Genomic DNA, 18648 nt, shown 5'->3' with positions numbered 1-18648 from the left:
ATCATTTAAAATCATGTGCTTATGTAGTTGATAAGCCTCCGCACCAGAGCGAACGTGATCTCAAGAGAACGATGCAACTCACAACGGAGCCACCAAGATGACCCGCCTGAACCCGATCACCACACCCCGCCACCAACTGCGCGCCGAGAAGGCTGCGCGGAACCGCGAAGCTGCGATCAACGCCTTCCTTGGCAAGAAAGCCGAGATCGACAACATGCTCGCCCGGCTTCAGAGCCTCAGCGACGAGCACTTCAACTGCCACCCCGACGAAATCAACTGGGGCCATGTTGGCACCCTTGAGCATTACGCCAGCTTGCTGAAGCGCATCACCGACAGCGCCTTCAGTGAAGGCGAGCACGCGGAGTAAGCGCCATGGAAACCAGCACCATCCGCATCGCCATTCGTGGCCTTAACGAGCCTTGGGATACGAGCCGCATCCCGGCGGTTCTCGACGAAATCAAAGCATCGCTTCGAGAGGAAGCCAACGTTCCGGCGCGCCTTACCGCCGACAGCATGACAATCGCAATCGACGTCGCCACCGACCGACTGCCCGAAGCCGCAGGGCTACTGCGAGACCTTGGCCTGATCTGACCTCGGGCAGACGCCCGAACTCCGGCCGCGCGCCCTGCGCGGCTTGGGGTCGTAGAAGACCGCGACGGTCGCGGTCCGAAAACGGAGACGACCCCATGAGCAAGCTTTCCGACACCCAGACGATCATCCTGTCCCGCGCGGCCCAAAACGGGGACCACATTGCCTTGCCGCTGCCTGACAACCTGCGCGGCGGGGCCGCCGCCAAAGTGGTCAGCGCGATGCTCGCAAAGGGCTTCCTCGAAGAGGTCGATGCCGACATGCGCAAGGGCGATCTCGTCTGGCGCGAGACCGGCGACGGCCACGGTGTCACGCTGGCCGCCACCGACACTGGCCTCGCAGCCATCGGCATCGAACCCGAGGACGCGAACACCGCGCCTGCGTGCGCGACGGACGCTCCGACAAAGGAGCCCGTGCAAAACGCCCCCACCGGACCCGAAGCCTCGCCCAAGACGCGCACGCCGCGCGAGGGCACCAAGCAGGCGACCCTGATTGCCATGCTACGATCGCCCGACGGCGCTACCATCGCTGAAATCATGGCTGCAACCGGATGGCAATCGCATACGGTTCGTGGCGCGATGTCCGGGGCGCTAAAGAAGAAGCTCGGGCTCGAGGTCACCTCGGAGAAGGTCGAGAACCGGGGACGGGTTTATCGTATCGAGCGCTGATTTCGATCCGCCGCGCCGCTGAAGTCCCGACTATAGGGAAGCCGTCGCCTTGTCAGCGGCGGCTTCGTCGCTTTTACCCGGATCGCCTCGAACAGCCGCCGCAAGGCGAAGGAACGGCCGATCGACACGATGGTGAAGATGGCTCCCATCTTCAGATTCTGCGCCAGCGTCGTGTGCAGCCCGAAAATCGGAAAGACAAGGATCTGGGTGGCGACCGCGACTCCGTAGCCGACAATCACATTGGCGACGGACTCGACCAGCGACATGGTGCGCGATTGCTTCATGCGGCTGCTTCCTCGTCGTTCGCGGGCTGGCCCAGCCGCTCGGCTTTGGACTCGGCGAAGGTCCGACCGTCCCCATCGAGGATCGCGTCGCGGCCGGTGTCGGCCTGCCAGCGTTCGACAGCGACATCGATGTATGCCGGACTGATTTCCATCGCGAAGACGCGGCGGCCATTGGCTTCACCGGCCATGATCTGCGATCCGGATCCACAGAACGGCTCGTAGCAAAGACCGCCCCGCGCGACGTGCTGGCGCATAGGGATCCCGAAGGCGTCCAGCGGTTTCGGCGTCGGGTGGTCGGGCCGGTCGTCCTTCGCAAAGCTCGGCAGCGCCCATGTGGAGGGCAGCGTTTCCTCGGCCACCTTCGGCGGGCGGTTCGGACGGCGCCAGCCCATGAAGCAGGGCTCGTGCTTCCAGAGATAATGCGAGCGGGTCAGAACCCCGCGGTCCTTCACCCAGATGATCTGCTGGTGCACGAAGGCTCCCGCCTTTTCCCAGCAGGCTTCCAGCATTGCCTGGCGACGGGACGCGTGCCAGCAATACCAGGCCGCGTTTTCAGTAATCGCCTCGGCCACTGCCGCCGCGATGAACCCGTCATAGAGCTCCGCGCCCTGCGAAGAGTCGTCCCACGTGGTGCCATAAGACGCTGACCAATCCTTGTTCCGCGTCGGATGGTTCGATCCATCATAGTCGACGAGGTACGGCGGATCGGTTGCGAACAGGATCGCGCGCTCGCCGTTCATCAAGCGGCGCACATCGTGGTGGGAGGTCGAGTCTCCGCAGAGCAGCCGGTAATCGCCGAGGATCCAGAGATCGCCCGTTTGCGATGCCGGATTGCGTGGCGGCTCGGGGATGGTCACCGGCGGCACGGAGCCTCCGGCACCACCTTCTTCGCCGTCCCCTTCCGGCACATAGGCCAGTAGCTTGTCCAATTCGCCGTCCGAAAAGCCGACCAGCGACAGGTCGTAATCCTCGGCCAGCAGGTCGTTGAGTTCCGCCGACAGCAGCGCCTCGTCCCACGTTCCCAGTTCCGTCAGCTTGTTGTCCGCGATCCGGTAGGCACGGCGCTGCGCCTCGGTCAGATGGCCCAGCACGATCACTGGCGCTTCGGTCAGACCGAGCTGCGTAGCGGCCAGGACGCGGCCATGGCCCGCGATTAGCTCGCCGTCGTCCGCGACGAGGCACGGCACCGTCCAGCCGAACTCGGCCATGCTGGCGGCGATCTTCGCAACCTGGTCCACGCCATGCGCCTTCGCGTTCTTGGCATAAGGCTGGAGCTTGGCCAGCGGCCAGGTCTCGATCGCGTCCGGGGCAAAGCTCAGGGTCATGCGGGTCGGTGCGCCTCAATCGGGTGGACTCCGGACACCGGCGGCCAGCCTGGACTCCGCGAGGGGGCCAGCGGCCATCGGGCGTATCCGATGCCAAAGGTTTGTTTTGTTGTGGTTTTCAGCAGATCGCGGGTGGATGCCCGCCGGGGTGGCTTCCCAAAAAACCGGCCCTGTCGCTGGCGATATTGCGCGCCTCGCCCGCCAGCATACGAAAGTGGCCCAGAAGGAACCAAGAATTCAATGGGTTACCCGAGTGGATCCTTCGGTGGACCCCGGGGTCCAGCGGCGCGGGCCGTCCCGCGCGCGCCTCTCCCGAGTATATCCCTTTTCTAACCCCCAGCCGGGCTTTCTGTCTCGTCGAAAACTGTCCGCCGGACACTTTCCTAGTGGCTGCGGGCGCTTACGCGCCAGCGGCCAGTTCGATCACGCGGCGCTTCGACATGTTGCGGTTGAACCGTCGCCTGTTGAGCGTGAGTGCGATGACGGAAATCCCGAATTGCCAGTGCTGGTGAGTTGCAGAGCGCTGCAGACCGACCGCCCAGCAGATCTCTTTCCAGCGTTCACCATGCGCCTTCATCCAGACGATCTTGCCGTCGATGGGCTCGAGACAGGCGGTCCAGGTCAGGGTCTGCTCCATCCGGCTGATCGCCTGCGGCGAGGGCAGCACACGCATGGGTTTTGGCTCCTGGCCCACCTTGTCGGCGAAGCTGTAGACCATCTCAGGCCATGTGCTGAAGTATCCCTGCCTCCGCGGCTCGGGCAGGCGCTTCAGGACGAAGGCGGCTTCGGCCAGCCGTTCCTCCACGAGGTCGAGTGTCCAGTCCGTCATTGCGACACCTCCCGATCTCGCGGGCAATGCCCATACAACTTCTCGCCGAGTTGCCGGACCAACTCACGCTCCGGCCAGGTCAGGCGGTGATCGTCGATGGCAACGGCCAGCAGGCCTTGCTCCTGCCAGCCATCGCGCTTCACCTCGTCAGGGCTGCGGCGATGACCGCCATAGCCCTTGGGCACGAACCGCATCCGGTCATTGCATGCCCCCCTTGGTCTCCAGCGCCCAGAACAGGATCGCGATGGCGTCGGCCTCATTGTCGTCGGCGGAACTGAAGCCGCGCGACCGGGCGGATGCGATCATGGCCTCCTTGTTGGCGTTGCCCTTGCCGGTCGCGAAGCGCTTGATCGTGCCGACCGGGACGCCCTCGTAGGGCACGCCGCGCATCTCCGCCCACGCGGTCAGCGTGGCCATAAGACCTCCATAAACGTGGGCCGCATCGGTGCCTGCGTGGCGGCGGACTTCCTCAAACCAGATGGCCGCGATCGGGCCGGACAGGCGGTCGAGTTCGGCAAGCCAATTGCTGAAGCGCAGGTAGCGCATACCGCCGCCGTCGAACCGGCCGGGCCGGAAGGACACGGTGCCGCTGGTGATCAGCCCATCGGCGCCATGCATGGCCCAGCCTGTCGTCGTGCCGAGATCGAGCGCGAGCAATGTGCGGTCGGCGCGGAAAGCAGGTGGCAGATTGGGGATTGCCTCCTGCATCCTGGTGGTCAGAGTCGTTTCAGCCATCGTGGTCTCCTTTTCGGGTTGGCTTCGGGGGTGGAAGACGACGGCAGTCATGTGCTTGGCGGTACGGGCCGCCGTCGTCGGATCGGGATGTGCAGGGAGCGTCGAAACCCGCGCGCGGATACCCCTCGACGTATGGGGGTTTCACACCTAACTCCTCGGATGTGGGTAAGAGGCTGATCTCAAATTGAAAATCAGGATCCGCGAGGAGTGAGGGAGGAGTTAGCCCCCCCCAACTCCTCGCGGCGCACAAGTCATTGTTTTCATTGATTGAGGAGTTGGTGAGGACATAGGAGTTAGGCCTCACTCTTAGGAGTTGGGCCTGATTTTCCGTCATCTTTGCCTGCCATCGGGTAGACCCAGACGGAGGGGTTTTCGACTTGCAGGCAGACCCCGGATTGCGGGCATTTGTAGTGGCTCGGGAGGACAGGACGGGCCGTTTCCGAGACTTCTCCAGTCTCAGGATCGACCGACTGCTCGGGGCCGAAATGCATACCCTCAACAGCCAGATAGCCGAACCGTGACCGCACCACCGGGTAGCCGAACCCGGATCCGTTCCTCAGAAACTTCACGAAACCTTTCGTAGCGAGGACACTGAGGCGTTCCCTGATCGTGTATTTGCTGCCCAGACCGCCCTTGTTTTCGAACTTTTCGGCGAACTGCATTGTCGTATACAGACGGCCCTCAGCTGCTTCTTCGAACAAAATGCCGACAATGACATCGCGCTTGCGATCGCGCTCGGCATCATGTTTCGCGCCGACTTCCTGGCGAACGAGGCGTTCGTTCATCGGGTTGATCTCGACCCATTGGCCGCCGACCTTGTCGATCACCTTTGGCGGCAGCGCGGGACCATTGCGCAGCTCGATCTCCAGCTTTCGCTCCGACAAGTCCTCGTCCGGGCGGTGCAGGATCAGGCCAGAGGTGTAGAAGCCGCGCAGCGCACTGGCTCCGGAGAGTGCGAGGAAGGGATCGTCCTTTACCTGCTGCTTGCTGAGCTTCTTGGTGTGGTGGATCAGGATGACCCCGCAATCGGGGTCGATATGATCGCGCAGAACCTCCACCCGTTCCTTCAAGAAGAACATCATGGCGGTGTTGTCGTTTTCGCCGCCACCATCGGGTCCGCCGTCAAAGAGGTTCCGGATCGGGTCGACGCAGAGGATGTCGGGGGGTGCATCGGGGAACACGGTCTGAATGGCACGGGCCACGCGCACGCTGCCTTCGTTGTCGAGCAGCATTTTCAGTTTCGGCGTGGCGACGAATGTGTCGCGCGCAGCGGCCAGGACCTCTGGCGGCAGGGCGATCTGTTTCAGCCGTTCGCGCAGGTAGTGATACTGAATCTCGGCCTGCAGATAGAAGATCCGCAGCGGCCGTGGAGGGGTGAAGCCCAGAAAGGGTTGGCCCGCGGCCATGTGGACCAACCAAGAGATCAGCAGGTCGCTCTTACCGACCTTGGGCGCGCCACCGAGCACCAGCAGCCCGCCCGGCGTCAGAACGCGCGGCGCGATGATGTCGTCCGGCATGGGGCTCTGGTCGTCCAGCAGCGCGCCCAGCGTGAAGGCTGGCATCTCCTGCGGCCCCGGTGCGCCGGAATCCAGCCGGATCAGGGGCGGTCCATATTTCTCGACATGGCGCTCCCAAAGCCGCTCGGACTCGCGTTTGAGTCGTTCGACCGGCCACTGGGGCCGCAGCATCGCGGCGTTGTATCCGCAGATGCCTTCCCAGCCTTCGTCCTTTGTCATTCGGCCCTCGTGGACCATACGGATGAAATGCCCGATCGCGGCGGATGCGCCCTCGAAACGGGACCAGTCGTCCTGCGCCCCCTCGCGCACCGGCGTGACCAGCACATCGTCCATGGCGGGTTTGTCGGGATGGCTGAACTCGGGCTGCAGCGACACCCCAGGCGCGGGCGGCATGTCGGTCACCGCCTCAATGAACTCGGCCAGATCACGCTCGCGGTCGGTATTCAACTCGACGATCCGCACCTGCGTCTTGAGGCTGTTCTTGTAATAGACGCTGCCCGCCACCCGGATCGGCTGGTGGGCCGAGCGGAAATGCACGTCGCCGCCGACCTTGGCCGCGATGTCGCCGCGCAGACGGCAGACACGGGCGATGTCTTCACCCTCGCCGGGCTCGGTCAGCGCCCACCAGACGTGCGCTTTGCGCTGACCCTCCGGTGTCACGCCGCCGCTTTCGACCACCATGGTCGGCGCGCCGAGGTGACGCTCCAGATGGGCGCGCTTGGCGGCGATATCGCCGGTGTCGAGGTCAACGACCACGGTCTGCATCTGCAGAATCTCGGCGGCCTTGGCCTGCCCAGGCGCGGCCACGGTGCCGGGGATCACATAGACCGCCGCCCCCTCGCGCGACGCCCATGTGGCGAAAGTCGCCATCTTTTCGGGTGCGGCCTGATCCGCCTCCAGCCAGATGTTGTGCGGGCGGCCATCGATGCCCTGACCCTTGTCGATGAAACTGCGAACCGGGATCAGCCCGTCGCAGTATCCGAAAACCACCTGCATGAACTGCGCGAGCTGCTTGGGATCCGGCTCGTCGCCGAACACGTCGACCTGCGGCGCGGCGTCATTGAAATCGCGCCACGGATTGAAATGAACGATGTTTTCTTTCGGCGTGTCGGATGTTGTGTCGTCGCGCATGGCTGGATCCTGATCGGAGTCGGATTGGTCAGTGGGCTCGTCGGTCATGCAGCAATGCTCCAACACCGCTCGGCGTGAGCGCAGAACCGGCATTCGAAGAAGTCGCGGTTGGCGGCGATACGGGGCAGCAACTCGCCTGCGTCGGTGGCCTGCAGGATCCGCACTGCGCGGTCGGACATGCGCTGCGCCAAATCGGCGTCGAACGGGACCAGCTCATGGTGCAGCTCGGCCGTGTCCTTGTTGATCGCCGTGAAGAGCGCGGGCGAAGCAGAAATCCCCGGCACCAAGGGCTCCATGTAAGCCTGGTAGATCGCGATCTGGGCTGCGTAGACGGGCTTCGAAACGGTGACCCCGTCCTTGACGCAGGCGCGCCAGTTCTTCCCGTTCATCGTCTTGCATTCCCATAGCGCGGGAAAACGCATGCCAAGCGCCGCCGGAGCTTCAGCAATGATCCCGTCGACATGGCCCCGGATGCGGCCACCCGCGACGGAAAAGCCAAACTGGCCGCCATCGCCTTTCTGGGTGACCAGATCGATCCCAGCGGCCCGCAGCCAACGGATCGCCAAATCCTCGAGCAGGTGGCCGATGGCGAAGATCCGCAGCGTCTGCCCGCCGAAGTCGGCACCGTCATCCTTTGGCGCACCGGCAAACTCGAACTGCAGCGCGCGTTCGCATGGATGCCCGAGGCGGGACGCTCCGAGATAGGTCCGGGGTGGCGTGGCCTCGCGCTCGGCGATGAGGGCCGCGTCGACCAGCGCGTTGATCCGCTCCGCCGTGGAGAGGCGGTGATTGAAATCAAGCATCAGAACGGGATCTCATCTTCGAGCGCAATCTCCGCCATCTTGGAGCGGAACGCTTCGACGGTGATCACGATCAGACGATGCATGTCGTTCTGGGTCAGCTGGGCCAGCGGCCGGTCCCAACCGATACGCTCCATCTCTGGGCCGAGCGCGCGCATCACGGCAGGCAGCGCCTGCGTTTCCTCTTTCGTAAAATCGACCATGCTCAATCCTTTCCGAGCTTTGAGTGTGAAAGCCGCTTGGCAGCCCATTGAGCAGAACCAGCGGCGGGTATGGTGTGGGCGCGGCCGGTGGGGATTGAACCAGCCGAAACCCTGTGCGCGGGATGTGCAGACGGCACAGAGCAGCGGGCGCGGATGCCAGAGGCGATCAACGCTCGGTCGATCCGAAGCCGCCTTGGGCGCGGATAGGATTTGCGCGACATGGCTCACGCGGCCCTCTGCCGCCTGGCTCGATTGGCCCGCGCCACATTTTCGGAGAGCGGAATCCAACGGCAATTGTGAGATGAATAGCCGCTCCGCGGATCAATCCGGTCTATGCTGAGATCATCCGCATAGCCGTTCGCCAGAGCCCAGCCGTAGAACTGGACCGGCTCATCCCGCCATTGCCGACAGACGTGAATTCCCCGCGCGCCGTAGCGCGGGAAATCCTTGCTGTTGGGATTGTGGCAACGTGCCAGCATACCACGGCGAATGTTCTCGAGCCGGTGTCCAGTCATCCCATGGGTTCGCCTGGAAGCCGCAATGAGGGCCCGGGTCGCGCAACCGCAACTCTTGACGGTCCCTCTGCGCAAACGGCTGCCATCCTTGATGGTCAGGTTTCCGCATGCGCAGCGGCACAGCCATTTGGGTCTTGGTGAAGCGCCGAAGCGCTCCACCACTGTCAAAAAGCCAAACGTCTGGCCTGTCATGTCGATCGCAGGCATCGCCATGATCAGTCCGCCCACGAAGGACGCCCATGCGGGGCCGGTGCTTGCGCCTCATATGCGGTTTGATGCGCAGGCGAGGCAAAGTCTGGGGCTCTCGATGGTGCCGACAGCGGCGCCGTGCCCATTATCTGCGCATAGTCGCGATGATCGGGCGTGATCGCGCTGCGGATCTCGTTTTTGTCGTCGCCGCTGGCATCGGTGCCGATGTCGATCCGGGCGACGAACTCGATGCCGTCGAGATCGGCAAAGCCGCTGATGCGCCGCGCCGCCTGCGCCTCGGCCGACATATCCTTGTCGGAAATCCCCCGCGCCGAGTTGAGCATGCCGCGCACAAGGCTGCGGCCCATGTTGGTCCAGTCCGGACCCTTGGGGCTGTAGAGCCCGATCAGGGTGAAGATCTTGCGGCGGGCATATTGCCCTTCGGTCACGGTGAACTCGCCGTTCAAATACACCGCGCCAGTGGAGCCGCGCGTGGCATAGCCACCGGTCCAGCCCTGCGAGGCATCGTCGAACCCGCCGGGCCGGATGGTCAGGCGCACCTTGGCCAGAGTGCCCTTCGGGATGAGGTTGGTATTGCTTTGCGCGTCGTTGAAATCGTTCCAGGAACCCATGGGGAACCTCCTTTTCTATGATCAGGATTGCGGTTGGGATTGCTCGTCATTGGCCGGATCAGCGGGTGGAGGAGCGTAGGTCAGCCGGTCTGTCGCCGGGGTCACAGGCGTCCGGATCTTTGCCATCAGGCGGCCGAGATGGGGTTCTTCGACTTGGGCCAACCGACCGGAGCGATCCTTGGCCGGAAAGCCCCAGGGGTTGATCGTCTGGCAGACGAAGGCCCGGTACGGATCGCCACCGTCGGCCTTCAGCTCCGCCATGGTGATCACCTCATCGACGATCCCCGGCAGCTCCAGCCCGGTCTTGGATCCGTCGATTTGCGGCTGGAACACCTTGCGATTGAAGTCATCGAGCTTCTCGTCGAGGATCCCGACGAACCAGACGTTCTTGGCCCGCGTGTGCTGCAGATGGGTGAGCCACCCGATCATCTCACGGCCGTGCAGACCGTAAGCGCCACGCACATCCGGCTTGCCGGTCTTCTCCGACAGCGCCTCGGGCTGGCCCTTGCACCACCCGAAGCAGAGCCGCCCGGCGACGGTGATCGAGTCCACGAAGATTGTGTCGTAGCGGTCGAGGGCTGCCGGATCGCCGAAGCGGTCGCAGACCGCCTTGTAATGCGCGGGGCTGTAGGGCTGCTCGTCGCGCAGCGCCGGATTGGGCCCGCCAATGAACACCGCGAAATCCCGGCATTCCGTCCAGGTCCGCGGCCGGATGCTGTCACCAGACCAGCCCTCGATGGCGAGATCGCCCGCTTCGAGATCCATGAACAGCGTTCGGTCAGGATCGAGCGTCCAGAGCAGCGAGGTTTTGCCAATCCCACTGCCACCGAAGATGCAGCCCTTGATGCCGCGCGGCTCCGCCAACCGCTCGTCGGCGCTGATGATCGGGAGGCTCACTGGTCTGCCCCCTGCGCGAGGATCTCGACCTTCAACGTGCCGGGCCGGACGGTGCGTGCGGGCTCGAAACCCTGCCGGATGGCCTCGGGCCAGGCCGCGTATTTGCGCTCCGGCACCTTGTAAGCGAGATCGACATATTCGGCAGGATCGTCCCCGGCATCGCGGATCCGCGTGACCATGGAGGCCAGCCGGTCCTGATCCCAATCCACCCGCTTCGGCAGATCAGCGACCACGGTGAAATCGCCATCGTCGAACCGGACCGTGCCGGTGTCTTTGCCTGCGGCTTGGCGTTCCTCGGTGGCGCGAGTGGCGTAGCGGACAGCCAGTCCAGCATCGAAGCGGGTCTTGGCCGCCTTGTCGCGCTTCAGGCGCTCGTCGATCTCGCGCTGCAGGATTGCCAGCATTTCGACCGGCAGCGCCGCAATCTCGGCGGCGCTAAGGAAAGGCAGATCGTCCAGCCTGGGCGTGTTTTCGGGGAAAGGCATAAACGGGTCTCCGTGATTGGTGAAAAAGGATTGGAATGCGGGCATCACGCGGCCTCGAGCAGGCGGACCGACAGGGCGGCACCGCTGGATCGTGGTTTGGGCCGGGCGACGGCGATGTAGGCGAACTGGTCGGGGCCGATCCGCGCCTGGACGAGATGGACGAGATTCTGCTCAGCCGCGCGAAGAGCGGCGGCCGCGACCTGGCGTAAGGCGCGCTGACGGTCGGCAGGCAGCTTCGAGAGAACTGCGGTGGCATCCACCGCCAGAAACCCGCGGTGATAGATCAGCGTCTCGCCGGGCTCGGCCTGCGCGATCCATGCGCAAAGGCCGACCTCGTCCAGACCGGCAGCGGCGCAGAACGGCACCACCCGGTCGGCTGTGAAATCATCAAGGCGGACCATCACGCCGCACCTGCCTGCGCATCACCACTGGTGCTGTGGCGCAGCTGGTCCTGCTCGAACGCGGTGATATCCTCCATGCGGTAAACCACACGGCCGCCCAGCTTCATGAACTGCGGGCCTTCACCGGCCCACCGCCACCGCTCCAGCGTGCGATGCGAGATGTTCCAGCGCCGGGCCAGTTCTTTCTGATTGAGGTGTTTGAGCTGCATCTTCGTCTCCTTTCGCTCGCTGCGTTGGGAGGAAGATGCAAAATCCTGCTGTGGGATGTCGTCAGGATCGAGGTGGGATGCGGAGGGGGATCAGTTTGAGCCTTGCAACTCAGCGGCGACTGCCGTGGCGGGGGATGGTGATCCCACTCTCATCCCCCGGCGCATCCCACTGTGGAGCCGGAGGGACACGCGTGCCGGAACGGGATGGGTCGGAATCAGCCGCAGTTCAGACGATAGTTGCCGCGGCCATTCGATTCGATCAGCGACCGCCACTGCTTCTGGGATTTGAACACGTCGGACATCTTCAGGCTCTTTGAGCCCGCAGCCGACAGGATCGCCTTGCCACTCTGCCATGCTTCACCCCGGCGCGCAGCCTCATGCAGCGCACGGACAACCTGCGCCTGGATCGGGCCAAGGCGGAACTGGTGCCCGCCGCAACGCACCTCGTGATAGTCAGGTGACGCGCTAAAGATTGGCAGTTGCGGCCCGGTCTCCACGCCGGAAAACCCTGTCTCGGTTTCGAAACGGTCACGTTCCTCGCGCCTTAGCAGCAGATCTCCGATCATGACGAAGATCGGCTCAGCTTCGCCGTAGAGCGCTGCATAGGACGCGCACGGCGTCCGGAAATCGCTGATATGGATCTCGCTGCACCGGAAAAGCTGGAAGACGTCCTGCGCATAAAGATCCAGCAGGCCGCTGAAGCGACTCTGCTCCCAAGGCACGCGGAACCGCTCCCCGTTGCCGGTCTCCTCATAGTCACCCAGTTCCAGTGGCACACCGAAGACGCGCACCGACAGTCGCAGCTTGTCGTTCTCCGCCAGATAGATCAGGTCGGCCTCGGAGATGGACCAGCGATCGAGGATCTCCGGCAGAGTAAAATACGCCTTCTCGATCTCCATCTGACCCCCGATTCCTGCTATTGAGTGTTTAGGGTTTGTTCTAAATCCTTGACGCTCTCCGATCAATCCTGTTTTATCCTATTTGATCCACAGCCCTCTGGGGAAAACATGACCGAGTATCACACGCTCTCCGACCGCCTTCGCGCCCGCGCACAGCAACTCGGGCTCAGCCCCGCCCATGTCGCGGAGATGGCCGGGGTCAATCGATCCTTCGTCTATGACATTCTGCGCGGCCGTTCTGCGCGGCCCGGGATCGACAAGCTGGCCGAGGTCGCCCGCGTGCTGAAGGTTGAGCGGGAATGGTTGATCCACGGCATCGGCGAGGTCGAAGGCGAGCCGCCCTTCATCGAGAACCCCGACGAGACCTGCGTTGCGATCGCGCATGCCAGCCCGCGCCCCTCAATGGGCGGCGGCGCGGTGGTGACCGAGAATCACGACACGCCCGGCCGCGCCTATCATTTCCGCCGCTCCTGGATAAAGGGCAGCCTGAAGGCCAGTCCCTCGCAACTGCGCATCATGCATGTGGAGGGCGACAGCATGGCACCGACCCTGCTGGACGGCGACACCGTCCTGGTCGACATGACCCGCCGCGCGCCGAACCCACCAGGGATCTTCGTGCTGGATGACGGGATGGGTTTGGTGGCCAAGCGGCTCGAGCATGTGCCGAACAGCGATCCGCCCGCCGTCCGGGTGATCTCGGACAACGGCTTCTACAGTCCCTATGAGCGCAGCGCCGAGGAAGTCCACATCGTCGGCCGCATCCGCTGGTTCGCGCGGGAGATCTGAGATGATCGAATTCCGCGAGATCGAGGATGCAAACCCGGCGCTGGCGCACTCACCAATGGTGCGGGCGCTGGAAAGGACTTTTGCCTACATCGCCGAACATGGCGGGATCGGGCTGACGCCGTCGAAGGCCTTCAAGCGGATGTTCGTTCATTGGGCGGCGCGGGAGTTCGACTGGCCCGGCTATACCGAAGAAGACCTCTTCGCAATCAACAAGGTGCTGAACGAGATCGACTTCGGCCCGCTGGTGGATCTGCACGACATGATGATCGCGCTGAAGATCGGGCGGCATTACAAGGGGCAGTTCAAACTGACCAAGGCTAGCCAGGAGCTGGTCGGAAATCCCGGCCGCATCTTCGGCATCGTTACGCCGTTTTACTTGTTCGAGGTCAATCACGCCCGCTTCTCGCGCTTCGATAACGAGCCAATCTTGGGCAATTGGGACGTGTTCCTGAACGTGCTGAACGTCGAGACCGAGGACGGCGCGACCGGCGCTGACCTACGACGGGTGCTGTTCGGCGAACCTGATCCTGCCGGTGGTTTCGACGATGTGTTGAGCCGTCTCTACATCCAGGTGCTTCGGCCTCTCTGCTGGACGGGGTTGCTGGAAGAGAACCGTGCCAAGGGGTTACTTCTTCGGACGCGGGAGAGCACTTTCACCAAGACGCCGTTGTGGCGAGCGGCGCTGAGGCTGGAGACCGACAGGATGGTGCGACCCCAGACACGACATTGATATTCAGGATCAACGTTGCTGCATGACGAGAGCGCAACCACCGTTACTGACTACGTCAGAACTAATGGACATAATAGCCATAATGTACCCTATGGACATATGAGCCGAAACGAGACAAGAAGAAGGAATGAAAAACTTCTCTGCGCGTGATGCGAAGAACCAGTTCGGCCTGCTCATTGATACCGCGAGGGTGGATCCCGTGGTAATCGAGAAACATGGTAGACCAGTGGTCGTCGTCTGCTCTGTCGAAGAGTTTGATCGCCTGAGACGAATTGCATCGAAGCATTCCGATCCAACCAAAAAGGGGTCTGAATGACAAAAACGCCTGAAAAAGTCTGGATCTACCACATCGTTCACAAGGACCGTTTGCAATCAATTATGGATGATGGGTTTCTTTGGTCGGACGCCGAAACCCGCGCGCGCGCAAGTGCTGGAACGACTGTCGGAATGATGGAGATCAAGGACAGGCGCCTCGCGACAAGTTTGAGTTCGCATCCGGACCTTACCGTGGGCGCGTGTGTCCCTTTCTACTTCTGCCCTCGCTCAATAATGTTATTCCTCCTACACAGAGAAAATCACCCCGAAGTAACCTATCGCGGAGGTCAGGAACCAATAGTCCACCTAGTCTCGGAATTGCCTACTACTGTTGCATGGGCAGAAGAAAATGAACTGCGGTGGGCTTTCACCCTATCTAACGCCGGCTCAAGTTACTTCGAAGACCGCTCGGATCTTGGCGCTCTGGATGAAATCGACTGGAACTCAGTAGCTGCCACCAAGTGGAGTGGGAATGGCGTCAGTCGGCAGGTGAAGGAGGGTAAGCAGGCAGAGTTCTTAGTTGAGCGCTGCTTTCCTTGGACGCTCGTGCAGGGCATCGGTGTCCGCTCAGAAGCCGTTGGCAGAGATGTCACCAGAATGATGTCTGGCAGGGCCCACAGGCCAACGGTGAAAGCCTTGCCAACGTGGTATTACTAGAAAAGGGAGGGCAATAATGATTCGATATATGACTGGAGATATCCTCCGCAGCGAAGCCGATGCTTTGGTTAACACAGTCAACTGTGTAGGCGTTATGGGGCGTGGTATTGCCCTTCAATTCAAGAAAGCATTTCCCAGAAATTTTGAATACTACAAGAATGCCTGTGATCGCGGTGAAGTTGTGCCTGGGAAAATGTTTATCACGGAACGGAACGCACTGACAGCGCCAAGGTTCATTATCAATTTTCCGACGAAACGACACTGGAGAGGGAAGAGTCGAATAGAAGATATTGAGTCTGGGCTAGTCGATCTTCGCCAACAGATTGAAGCGCGTGGGATCCGGTCCATTGCAATTCCCCCACTGGGTAGTGGGTTGGGTGGATTAAACTGGCCTGATGTCCGGAAGCGTATCGAGGCATCCCTGACGGGCACGGATGCCGAGATTATTGTGTTCGAACCCGGTGAAGCTCCTGACGCTCAAGTTATGGCGCGAAGCACAGAACCTCCAAAGATGACGACTGGCCGAGCTACTCTAGTCACTTTGATGCACCGGTATCTTTCCGGACTGCTGGACCCGTTCGTGACGTTGATCGAGCTTCATAAGCTAATGTATTTCATGCAAGAAGCCGGGGAGCCACTTCGTTTGAAATACAAGAAACACCATTACGGCCCCTATGCTGAGAACCTACGGCATGTCTTGAACCAGATTGAGGGGCACCTCGTGTCCGGATACGCAGACGGCGGGGACATTCCTGGCAAACAGATAGAATTGGTACCCGGAGCGGTTGCTGAAGCTGAAGCACTTCTGCAGGTGCATGAAGACACACATGAGCGGTTCGAGCGAGTAAGTCGCTTAGTGGAAGGATTTGAATCTCCGGTTGGACTAGAACTTTTGGCAACGGTTCATTGGATAGTACGCCAGGAAGCTGTCACGAATGTTGAAGAAGCTATCGAGCGGACATACGCATGGAATGACAGAAAGCGGCGCTTCACACCCCGACAAATCAAACTTGCATTCAATCGCCTCGTTGAATGCGGGTGGGGTCCGGAGCGAACACAAACTCAGTAAGAGCCCAACAAACTTGAAGTGGCGACAATACTGGAGCAAAAAAGTAAAACTGCCTGAGACCGCTACATTTGTGGTTTTGTTCCGCCAGCGAGAGATTTGACGTGGTCAATACGTTTGTGTTCACATATTCAATGTTGGTGGCTTTCCGTTAAGATCACCACGGGCATTCTTGTATCGACAAATTGAAGTTGCTGTTGAGTGTTGGAATTCTCCGGCACCTCCTCATATTGACGATTGAAGCGGCGCGTCCGATCCTCTCCTCATGATTTCGCCCCTCTACGACAACCCGTTGTTTTAACTTGAAATCCGATCCGCATCGCGGCCACCACAGGACAAAATAGCTCCTGAGGTTCGCCCGCCATGCCCGACACCGACGTCAATTTCGCTCCTCCGCCTGAAACGCTCACCACCGATGAGCGGCTGGCGGAACTCGCCCAGATCCTCGCCGCAGCCGTGGATCGCACCAACCCACAGACAATAAACGAGAATTCTGCGGGCGACGCAGACAGTTCGCTGGACATCCTCGCCCTTGTTCGCCGTCGTCGTCACTAGTTGCGAACCCGAGTTGGAGAGGACGAATGACGAAAATCAAAACGAAATCAGTGGGAAAGAGAACGGGCCTTGGCCCTGCGCAGGGCCACGCTGTCCTCGCGGACCTGGTGGCACTGAAAGCAATGACCGTGCCCGAGTTGCGTGAGAAATGGGCCGCGATCTTTGACGCGCCTGCACCGAACACCAGTCGCCAGAACCTCGAACTGCGGCTTGGCTACCGCATCCAAGAATTGGCCCTTGGCGGCATCGGCCGGGATGCGCGGCGGACACTGGATGCACTGGCGGCGGAGGTGGCTTCTGGCGAGCCCGGTCAGGTTATGACCGACCCACGACGTCCTTTGCCGGGCACCAAGCTGTTCCGGGAATGGAACGGCGTCGAGCACACTGTCACGGTGCTGACGAAGGGCTTTGAGTGGCAGGGCCGTCGGTACAAATCGCTTTCCGGCGCGGCGCGCGCCATCACCGGCGCGAACTGGAACGGCTGGAAGTTCTTCGGCTTCACACCACGCCCGAGGATCAGCAAATGACGCGCCAGACACAGCCGCAACCACCCCGCCGCCTGCGCTGCGCCATTTACACCCGCAAGTCGAGCGAGGAAGGGCTCGACATGGAATTCAACAGCCTCGACGCCCAACGAGAGGCGTGTGAGGCCTATATCGCCAGCCAGAAGGCCGAGGGTTGGGTCTGCCTGCGCGACCAATACGATGATGGTGGCTTCTCCGGCGGCACGCTGGAACGCCCCGCGCTGAAGGATCTGATTGCCGACATCGAGGACGGGCTGATCGACATCGTCGTGGTCTACAAGATCGACCGCCTCAGCCGCGCGCTGATGGATTTCTCCAAGCTGGTCGAGATCTTCGACAAGCACGGCGTCACCTTCGTGTCCGTCACGCAGAGCTTCAACACCACGACGTCCATGGGGCGGCTGACGCTGAACATCCTGCTCAGCTTTGCCCAATTCGAGCGCGAAGTCATCGGCGAGCGGATCCGCGACAAGGTCGCCGCGTCGCGCAAGAAGGGCATCTGGATGGGTGGGCCGGTGCCGCTCGGCTACACCGTGAAGGACCGCAAGCTGATCGTGGATCCGGTCGAGGCCGAGGCGGTGCGGACGATCTTCACACTCTATGCCCGATCCAGTTCCACGGCGCAGGTGGTCCGCGAGTTAGATGCGCGCGCGATTCTCACCAAGACCGGCAGGCCCTATGACAAGACCTCGCTGCTCAAGACCCTGCACAACAAGGTCTATCGCGGCCTCGCCGTCCACAAGGGCAACGCCTATCCCGGCGAGCATAACGCGATCATCGACGAGACGCTTTGGGACGAGGTGCACGAGGTAATCACGAACAACCGGTATCTTAGGAAGGCCGCGGCTCAGGAACCCTCACCGGCGCTGTTGCGTGGGCTGATCTTCACCGAAACCGGCGTGGCCATGACCCCGCATCACACCCAAAAAGGCACGCGCCGCTATCGTTATTACGTTTCGATGGACGTGATCAAGAAACGGCCCAAGGCCGAGCTGCGCGGACCGCAGCGGTTGCCGGGTGGCATGGTCGAGGATGCCGTGGTCGGCGAAATCCGCCGTCTGCTGCGCACGCCTGAGGTCGCCGCGCGGGTGTCACGGACCCTGCGCAAGGACCGGCCAGACCTCGGCGAGGCGGACATCAGCGCCTCGCTCCCCCAGTTCGACGACATGTGGAACGCGCTGATCCCGGCCGAGCAGGCGCGCGTGGTCAGGCTGCTGGTGGCGCGGGTCACCGCCAGCGAGTCCGGGTTGGCGGTCGATCTCCGCCATGAGGGCTTGGGCGCGATTGCCGCGCTGATGGCCCCGGCAAAGCCGGAGGTGGCGTGATGGCAGAGCCCGAAACCCTCCGTGTCCACATACCGCTCACAATGCGCAATCGCGGCGGCCGCCCTCGCATCTTGCCGCCCAAGGAGATCGAGGTCGCCATGGATCGTGGCCAGGACGCCCGCCTGCTGCGCTCGATCGGCCGCGCATGGGACTGGCGGCGCAGGCTCGAGCGCGGCGACGTCAACACCATCGCCGATCTGGCCGGAGAGGAAGGCATCTCCGACCGCTATGTCAGCCGCGTGATCCGGCTGGCATGGCTATCGCCATCGGTGCTGGAGCGTCTCGTCCTGCGGCGCGAGCCCACGGTGCTGTCGATCTTCGATCTCTGCGGCGTGGCGAAACTGCCGTGGGACGAGCAGCCGGGGCGGGTGTTTGACTGAGAG

At 62.1% G+C, this 18648-nt stretch carries 26 protein-coding genes and 1 pseudogene; 12 read left to right on the top strand and 15 right to left on the bottom strand.

The annotated features are described in order from the left end of the window. Nucleotides 1-97: 97 nt before the first annotated feature. The 3 genes from GKR98_17980 to GKR98_17970 all read left to right on the top strand — a co-directional run bounded on the left by GKR98_17980 (nucleotide 98) and on the right by GKR98_17970 (nucleotide 1256). Nucleotides 98-367 carry a hypothetical protein gene (locus tag GKR98_17980; protein QMU59898.1) on the top strand — a complete coding sequence of 90 codons (270 nt, stop codon included), beginning with the start codon at nucleotides 98-100 and terminating at the stop codon, nucleotides 365-367. Nucleotides 368-372: 5 nt separating this feature from the next. Continuing rightward, nucleotides 373-591, top strand: a complete 219-nt coding sequence (locus GKR98_17975; protein ID QMU59897.1) for a hypothetical protein — start codon at nucleotides 373-375, stop codon at nucleotides 589-591. Between the two features lie 95 nt (nucleotides 592-686). After that, nucleotides 687-1256, top strand: coding sequence for a DUF3489 domain-containing protein (locus GKR98_17970; protein ID QMU59896.1), 570 nt, complete (start codon nucleotides 687-689; stop codon nucleotides 1254-1256). 74 nt (nucleotides 1257-1330) lie between these two features. Here the strand turns inward: GKR98_17970 and GKR98_17965 are convergent. From GKR98_17965 to GKR98_17895, 15 genes and pseudogenes are all read right to left on the bottom strand, one after another. After that, nucleotides 1331-1540, bottom strand: a pseudogene (locus GKR98_17965) (hypothetical protein). Then, nucleotides 1537-2865: a DNA methylase gene (locus GKR98_17960; GenBank protein ID QMU59895.1), complete on the bottom strand. Its 1329-nt coding sequence runs from the start codon at nucleotides 2863-2865 to the stop codon at nucleotides 1537-1539. The pseudogene GKR98_17965 and the gene GKR98_17960 overlap by 4 nt, the downstream one beginning before the upstream one ends. Nucleotides 2866-3265: 400 nt before the next feature. Next, the gene (locus GKR98_17955) at nucleotides 3266-3694 is read right to left on the bottom strand and encodes a hypothetical protein (protein ID QMU59894.1); all 429 of its coding nucleotides are present in this window, start codon (nucleotides 3692-3694) and stop codon (nucleotides 3266-3268) included. Next, a complete protein-coding gene (locus tag GKR98_17950; protein QMU59893.1) occupies nucleotides 3691-3888 on the bottom strand; it encodes a hypothetical protein in 198 nt (65 codons plus the stop codon). The genes GKR98_17955 and GKR98_17950 overlap by 4 nt, the downstream gene beginning before the upstream one ends. A 4-nt stretch (nucleotides 3889-3892) precedes the next feature. Next, on the bottom strand, nucleotides 3893-4402 hold the full coding sequence (locus tag GKR98_17945) for a hypothetical protein (GenBank protein ID QMU60164.1): 510 nt from the start codon (nucleotides 4400-4402) through the stop codon (nucleotides 3893-3895). A gap of 320 nt (nucleotides 4403-4722) precedes the next feature. Further along, a complete protein-coding gene (locus GKR98_17940; GenBank protein QMU59892.1) occupies nucleotides 4723-7125 on the bottom strand; it encodes an AAA family ATPase in 2403 nt (800 codons plus the stop codon). Further along, a complete protein-coding gene (locus GKR98_17935; GenBank protein ID QMU59891.1) occupies nucleotides 7122-7880 on the bottom strand; it encodes a hypothetical protein in 759 nt (252 codons plus the stop codon). The genes GKR98_17940 and GKR98_17935 overlap by 4 nt, the downstream gene beginning before the upstream one ends. After that, entirely contained in the window at nucleotides 7880-8080 is a 201-nt protein-coding gene (locus tag GKR98_17930; protein ID QMU59890.1) for a hypothetical protein, read from the bottom strand. Before GKR98_17930 ends, GKR98_17935 begins: the two co-directional genes overlap by 1 nt. A 224-nt stretch (nucleotides 8081-8304) precedes the next feature. Further along, nucleotides 8305-8823, bottom strand: a complete 519-nt coding sequence (locus GKR98_17925; GenBank protein QMU59889.1) for a hypothetical protein — start codon at nucleotides 8821-8823, stop codon at nucleotides 8305-8307. Continuing rightward, entirely contained in the window at nucleotides 8811-9416 is a 606-nt protein-coding gene (locus tag GKR98_17920; protein ID QMU59888.1) for a hypothetical protein, read from the bottom strand. The genes GKR98_17925 and GKR98_17920 overlap by 13 nt, the downstream gene beginning before the upstream one ends. Before the next feature lie 21 nt (nucleotides 9417-9437). After that, the gene (locus GKR98_17915; protein ID QMU59887.1) at nucleotides 9438-10313 is read right to left on the bottom strand and encodes an AAA family ATPase; all 876 of its coding nucleotides are present in this window, start codon (nucleotides 10311-10313) and stop codon (nucleotides 9438-9440) included. Beyond that, entirely contained in the window at nucleotides 10310-10798 is a 489-nt protein-coding gene (locus GKR98_17910) for a hypothetical protein (GenBank protein ID QMU59886.1), read from the bottom strand. The genes GKR98_17915 and GKR98_17910 overlap by 4 nt, the downstream gene beginning before the upstream one ends. Before the next feature lie 44 nt (nucleotides 10799-10842). Then, nucleotides 10843-11166 (bottom strand): hypothetical protein, encoded by a 324-nt coding sequence (locus GKR98_17905; protein QMU60163.1) that lies wholly within the window; start codon nucleotides 11164-11166, stop codon nucleotides 10843-10845. A gap of 32 nt (nucleotides 11167-11198) precedes the next feature. After that, nucleotides 11199-11408, bottom strand: coding sequence for a helix-turn-helix domain-containing protein (locus tag GKR98_17900; protein QMU59885.1), 210 nt, complete (start codon nucleotides 11406-11408; stop codon nucleotides 11199-11201). Nucleotides 11409-11623: 215 nt separating this feature from the next. Then, nucleotides 11624-12307 carry a hypothetical protein gene (locus tag GKR98_17895; GenBank protein QMU59884.1) on the bottom strand — a complete coding sequence of 228 codons (684 nt, stop codon included), beginning with the start codon at nucleotides 12305-12307 and terminating at the stop codon, nucleotides 11624-11626. 108 nt (nucleotides 12308-12415) lie between these two features. Between GKR98_17895 and GKR98_17890 the strand changes: the two genes are divergently transcribed. From GKR98_17890 to GKR98_17850, 9 genes are all read left to right on the top strand, one after another. Then, on the top strand, nucleotides 12416-13093 hold the full coding sequence (locus GKR98_17890) for a helix-turn-helix domain-containing protein (protein QMU59883.1): 678 nt from the start codon (nucleotides 12416-12418) through the stop codon (nucleotides 13091-13093). A 1-nt stretch (nucleotide 13094) separates the two neighbouring features. After that, nucleotides 13095-13823: a hypothetical protein gene (locus tag GKR98_17885; GenBank protein QMU59882.1), complete on the top strand. Its 729-nt coding sequence runs from the start codon at nucleotides 13095-13097 to the stop codon at nucleotides 13821-13823. 127 nt (nucleotides 13824-13950) lie between these two features. Continuing rightward, nucleotides 13951-14139 carry a type II toxin-antitoxin system prevent-host-death family antitoxin gene (locus GKR98_17880; protein QMU59881.1) on the top strand — a complete coding sequence of 63 codons (189 nt, stop codon included), beginning with the start codon at nucleotides 13951-13953 and terminating at the stop codon, nucleotides 14137-14139. Beyond that, nucleotides 14136-14795 (top strand): DUF4433 domain-containing protein, encoded by a 660-nt coding sequence (locus GKR98_17875; GenBank protein ID QMU59880.1) that lies wholly within the window; start codon nucleotides 14136-14138, stop codon nucleotides 14793-14795. Before GKR98_17880 ends, GKR98_17875 begins: the two co-directional genes overlap by 4 nt. Nucleotides 14796-14811: 16 nt before the next feature. Then, the gene (locus GKR98_17870) at nucleotides 14812-15864 is read left to right on the top strand and encodes an Appr-1-p processing protein (protein ID QMU59879.1); all 1053 of its coding nucleotides are present in this window, start codon (nucleotides 14812-14814) and stop codon (nucleotides 15862-15864) included. Nucleotides 15865-16224: 360 nt separating this feature from the next. Beyond that, complete coding sequence (locus GKR98_17865; protein ID QMU59878.1) at nucleotides 16225-16416, top strand: hypothetical protein; 192 nt, start codon at nucleotides 16225-16227, stop codon at nucleotides 16414-16416. Between the two features lie 26 nt (nucleotides 16417-16442). Beyond that, nucleotides 16443-16943, top strand: a complete 501-nt coding sequence (locus GKR98_17860) for a DUF2924 domain-containing protein (protein QMU59877.1) — start codon at nucleotides 16443-16445, stop codon at nucleotides 16941-16943. After that, nucleotides 16940-18265: a recombinase family protein gene (locus GKR98_17855; GenBank protein ID QMU59876.1), complete on the top strand. Its 1326-nt coding sequence runs from the start codon at nucleotides 16940-16942 to the stop codon at nucleotides 18263-18265. Before GKR98_17860 ends, GKR98_17855 begins: the two co-directional genes overlap by 4 nt. Continuing rightward, nucleotides 18265-18645 (top strand): hypothetical protein, encoded by a 381-nt coding sequence (locus tag GKR98_17850; protein QMU59875.1) that lies wholly within the window; start codon nucleotides 18265-18267, stop codon nucleotides 18643-18645. The genes GKR98_17855 and GKR98_17850 overlap by 1 nt, the downstream gene beginning before the upstream one ends. The last annotated feature ends 3 nt before the right edge of the window (nucleotides 18646-18648 follow it).

This window comes from Boseongicola sp., assembly GCA_014075275.1.
Classification (GTDB): Bacteria; Pseudomonadota; Alphaproteobacteria; order Rhodobacterales; family Rhodobacteraceae.
Note: the sequence above shows the minus strand (reverse complement) of the source record. Positions and strands in the feature narration are given on the sequence as shown.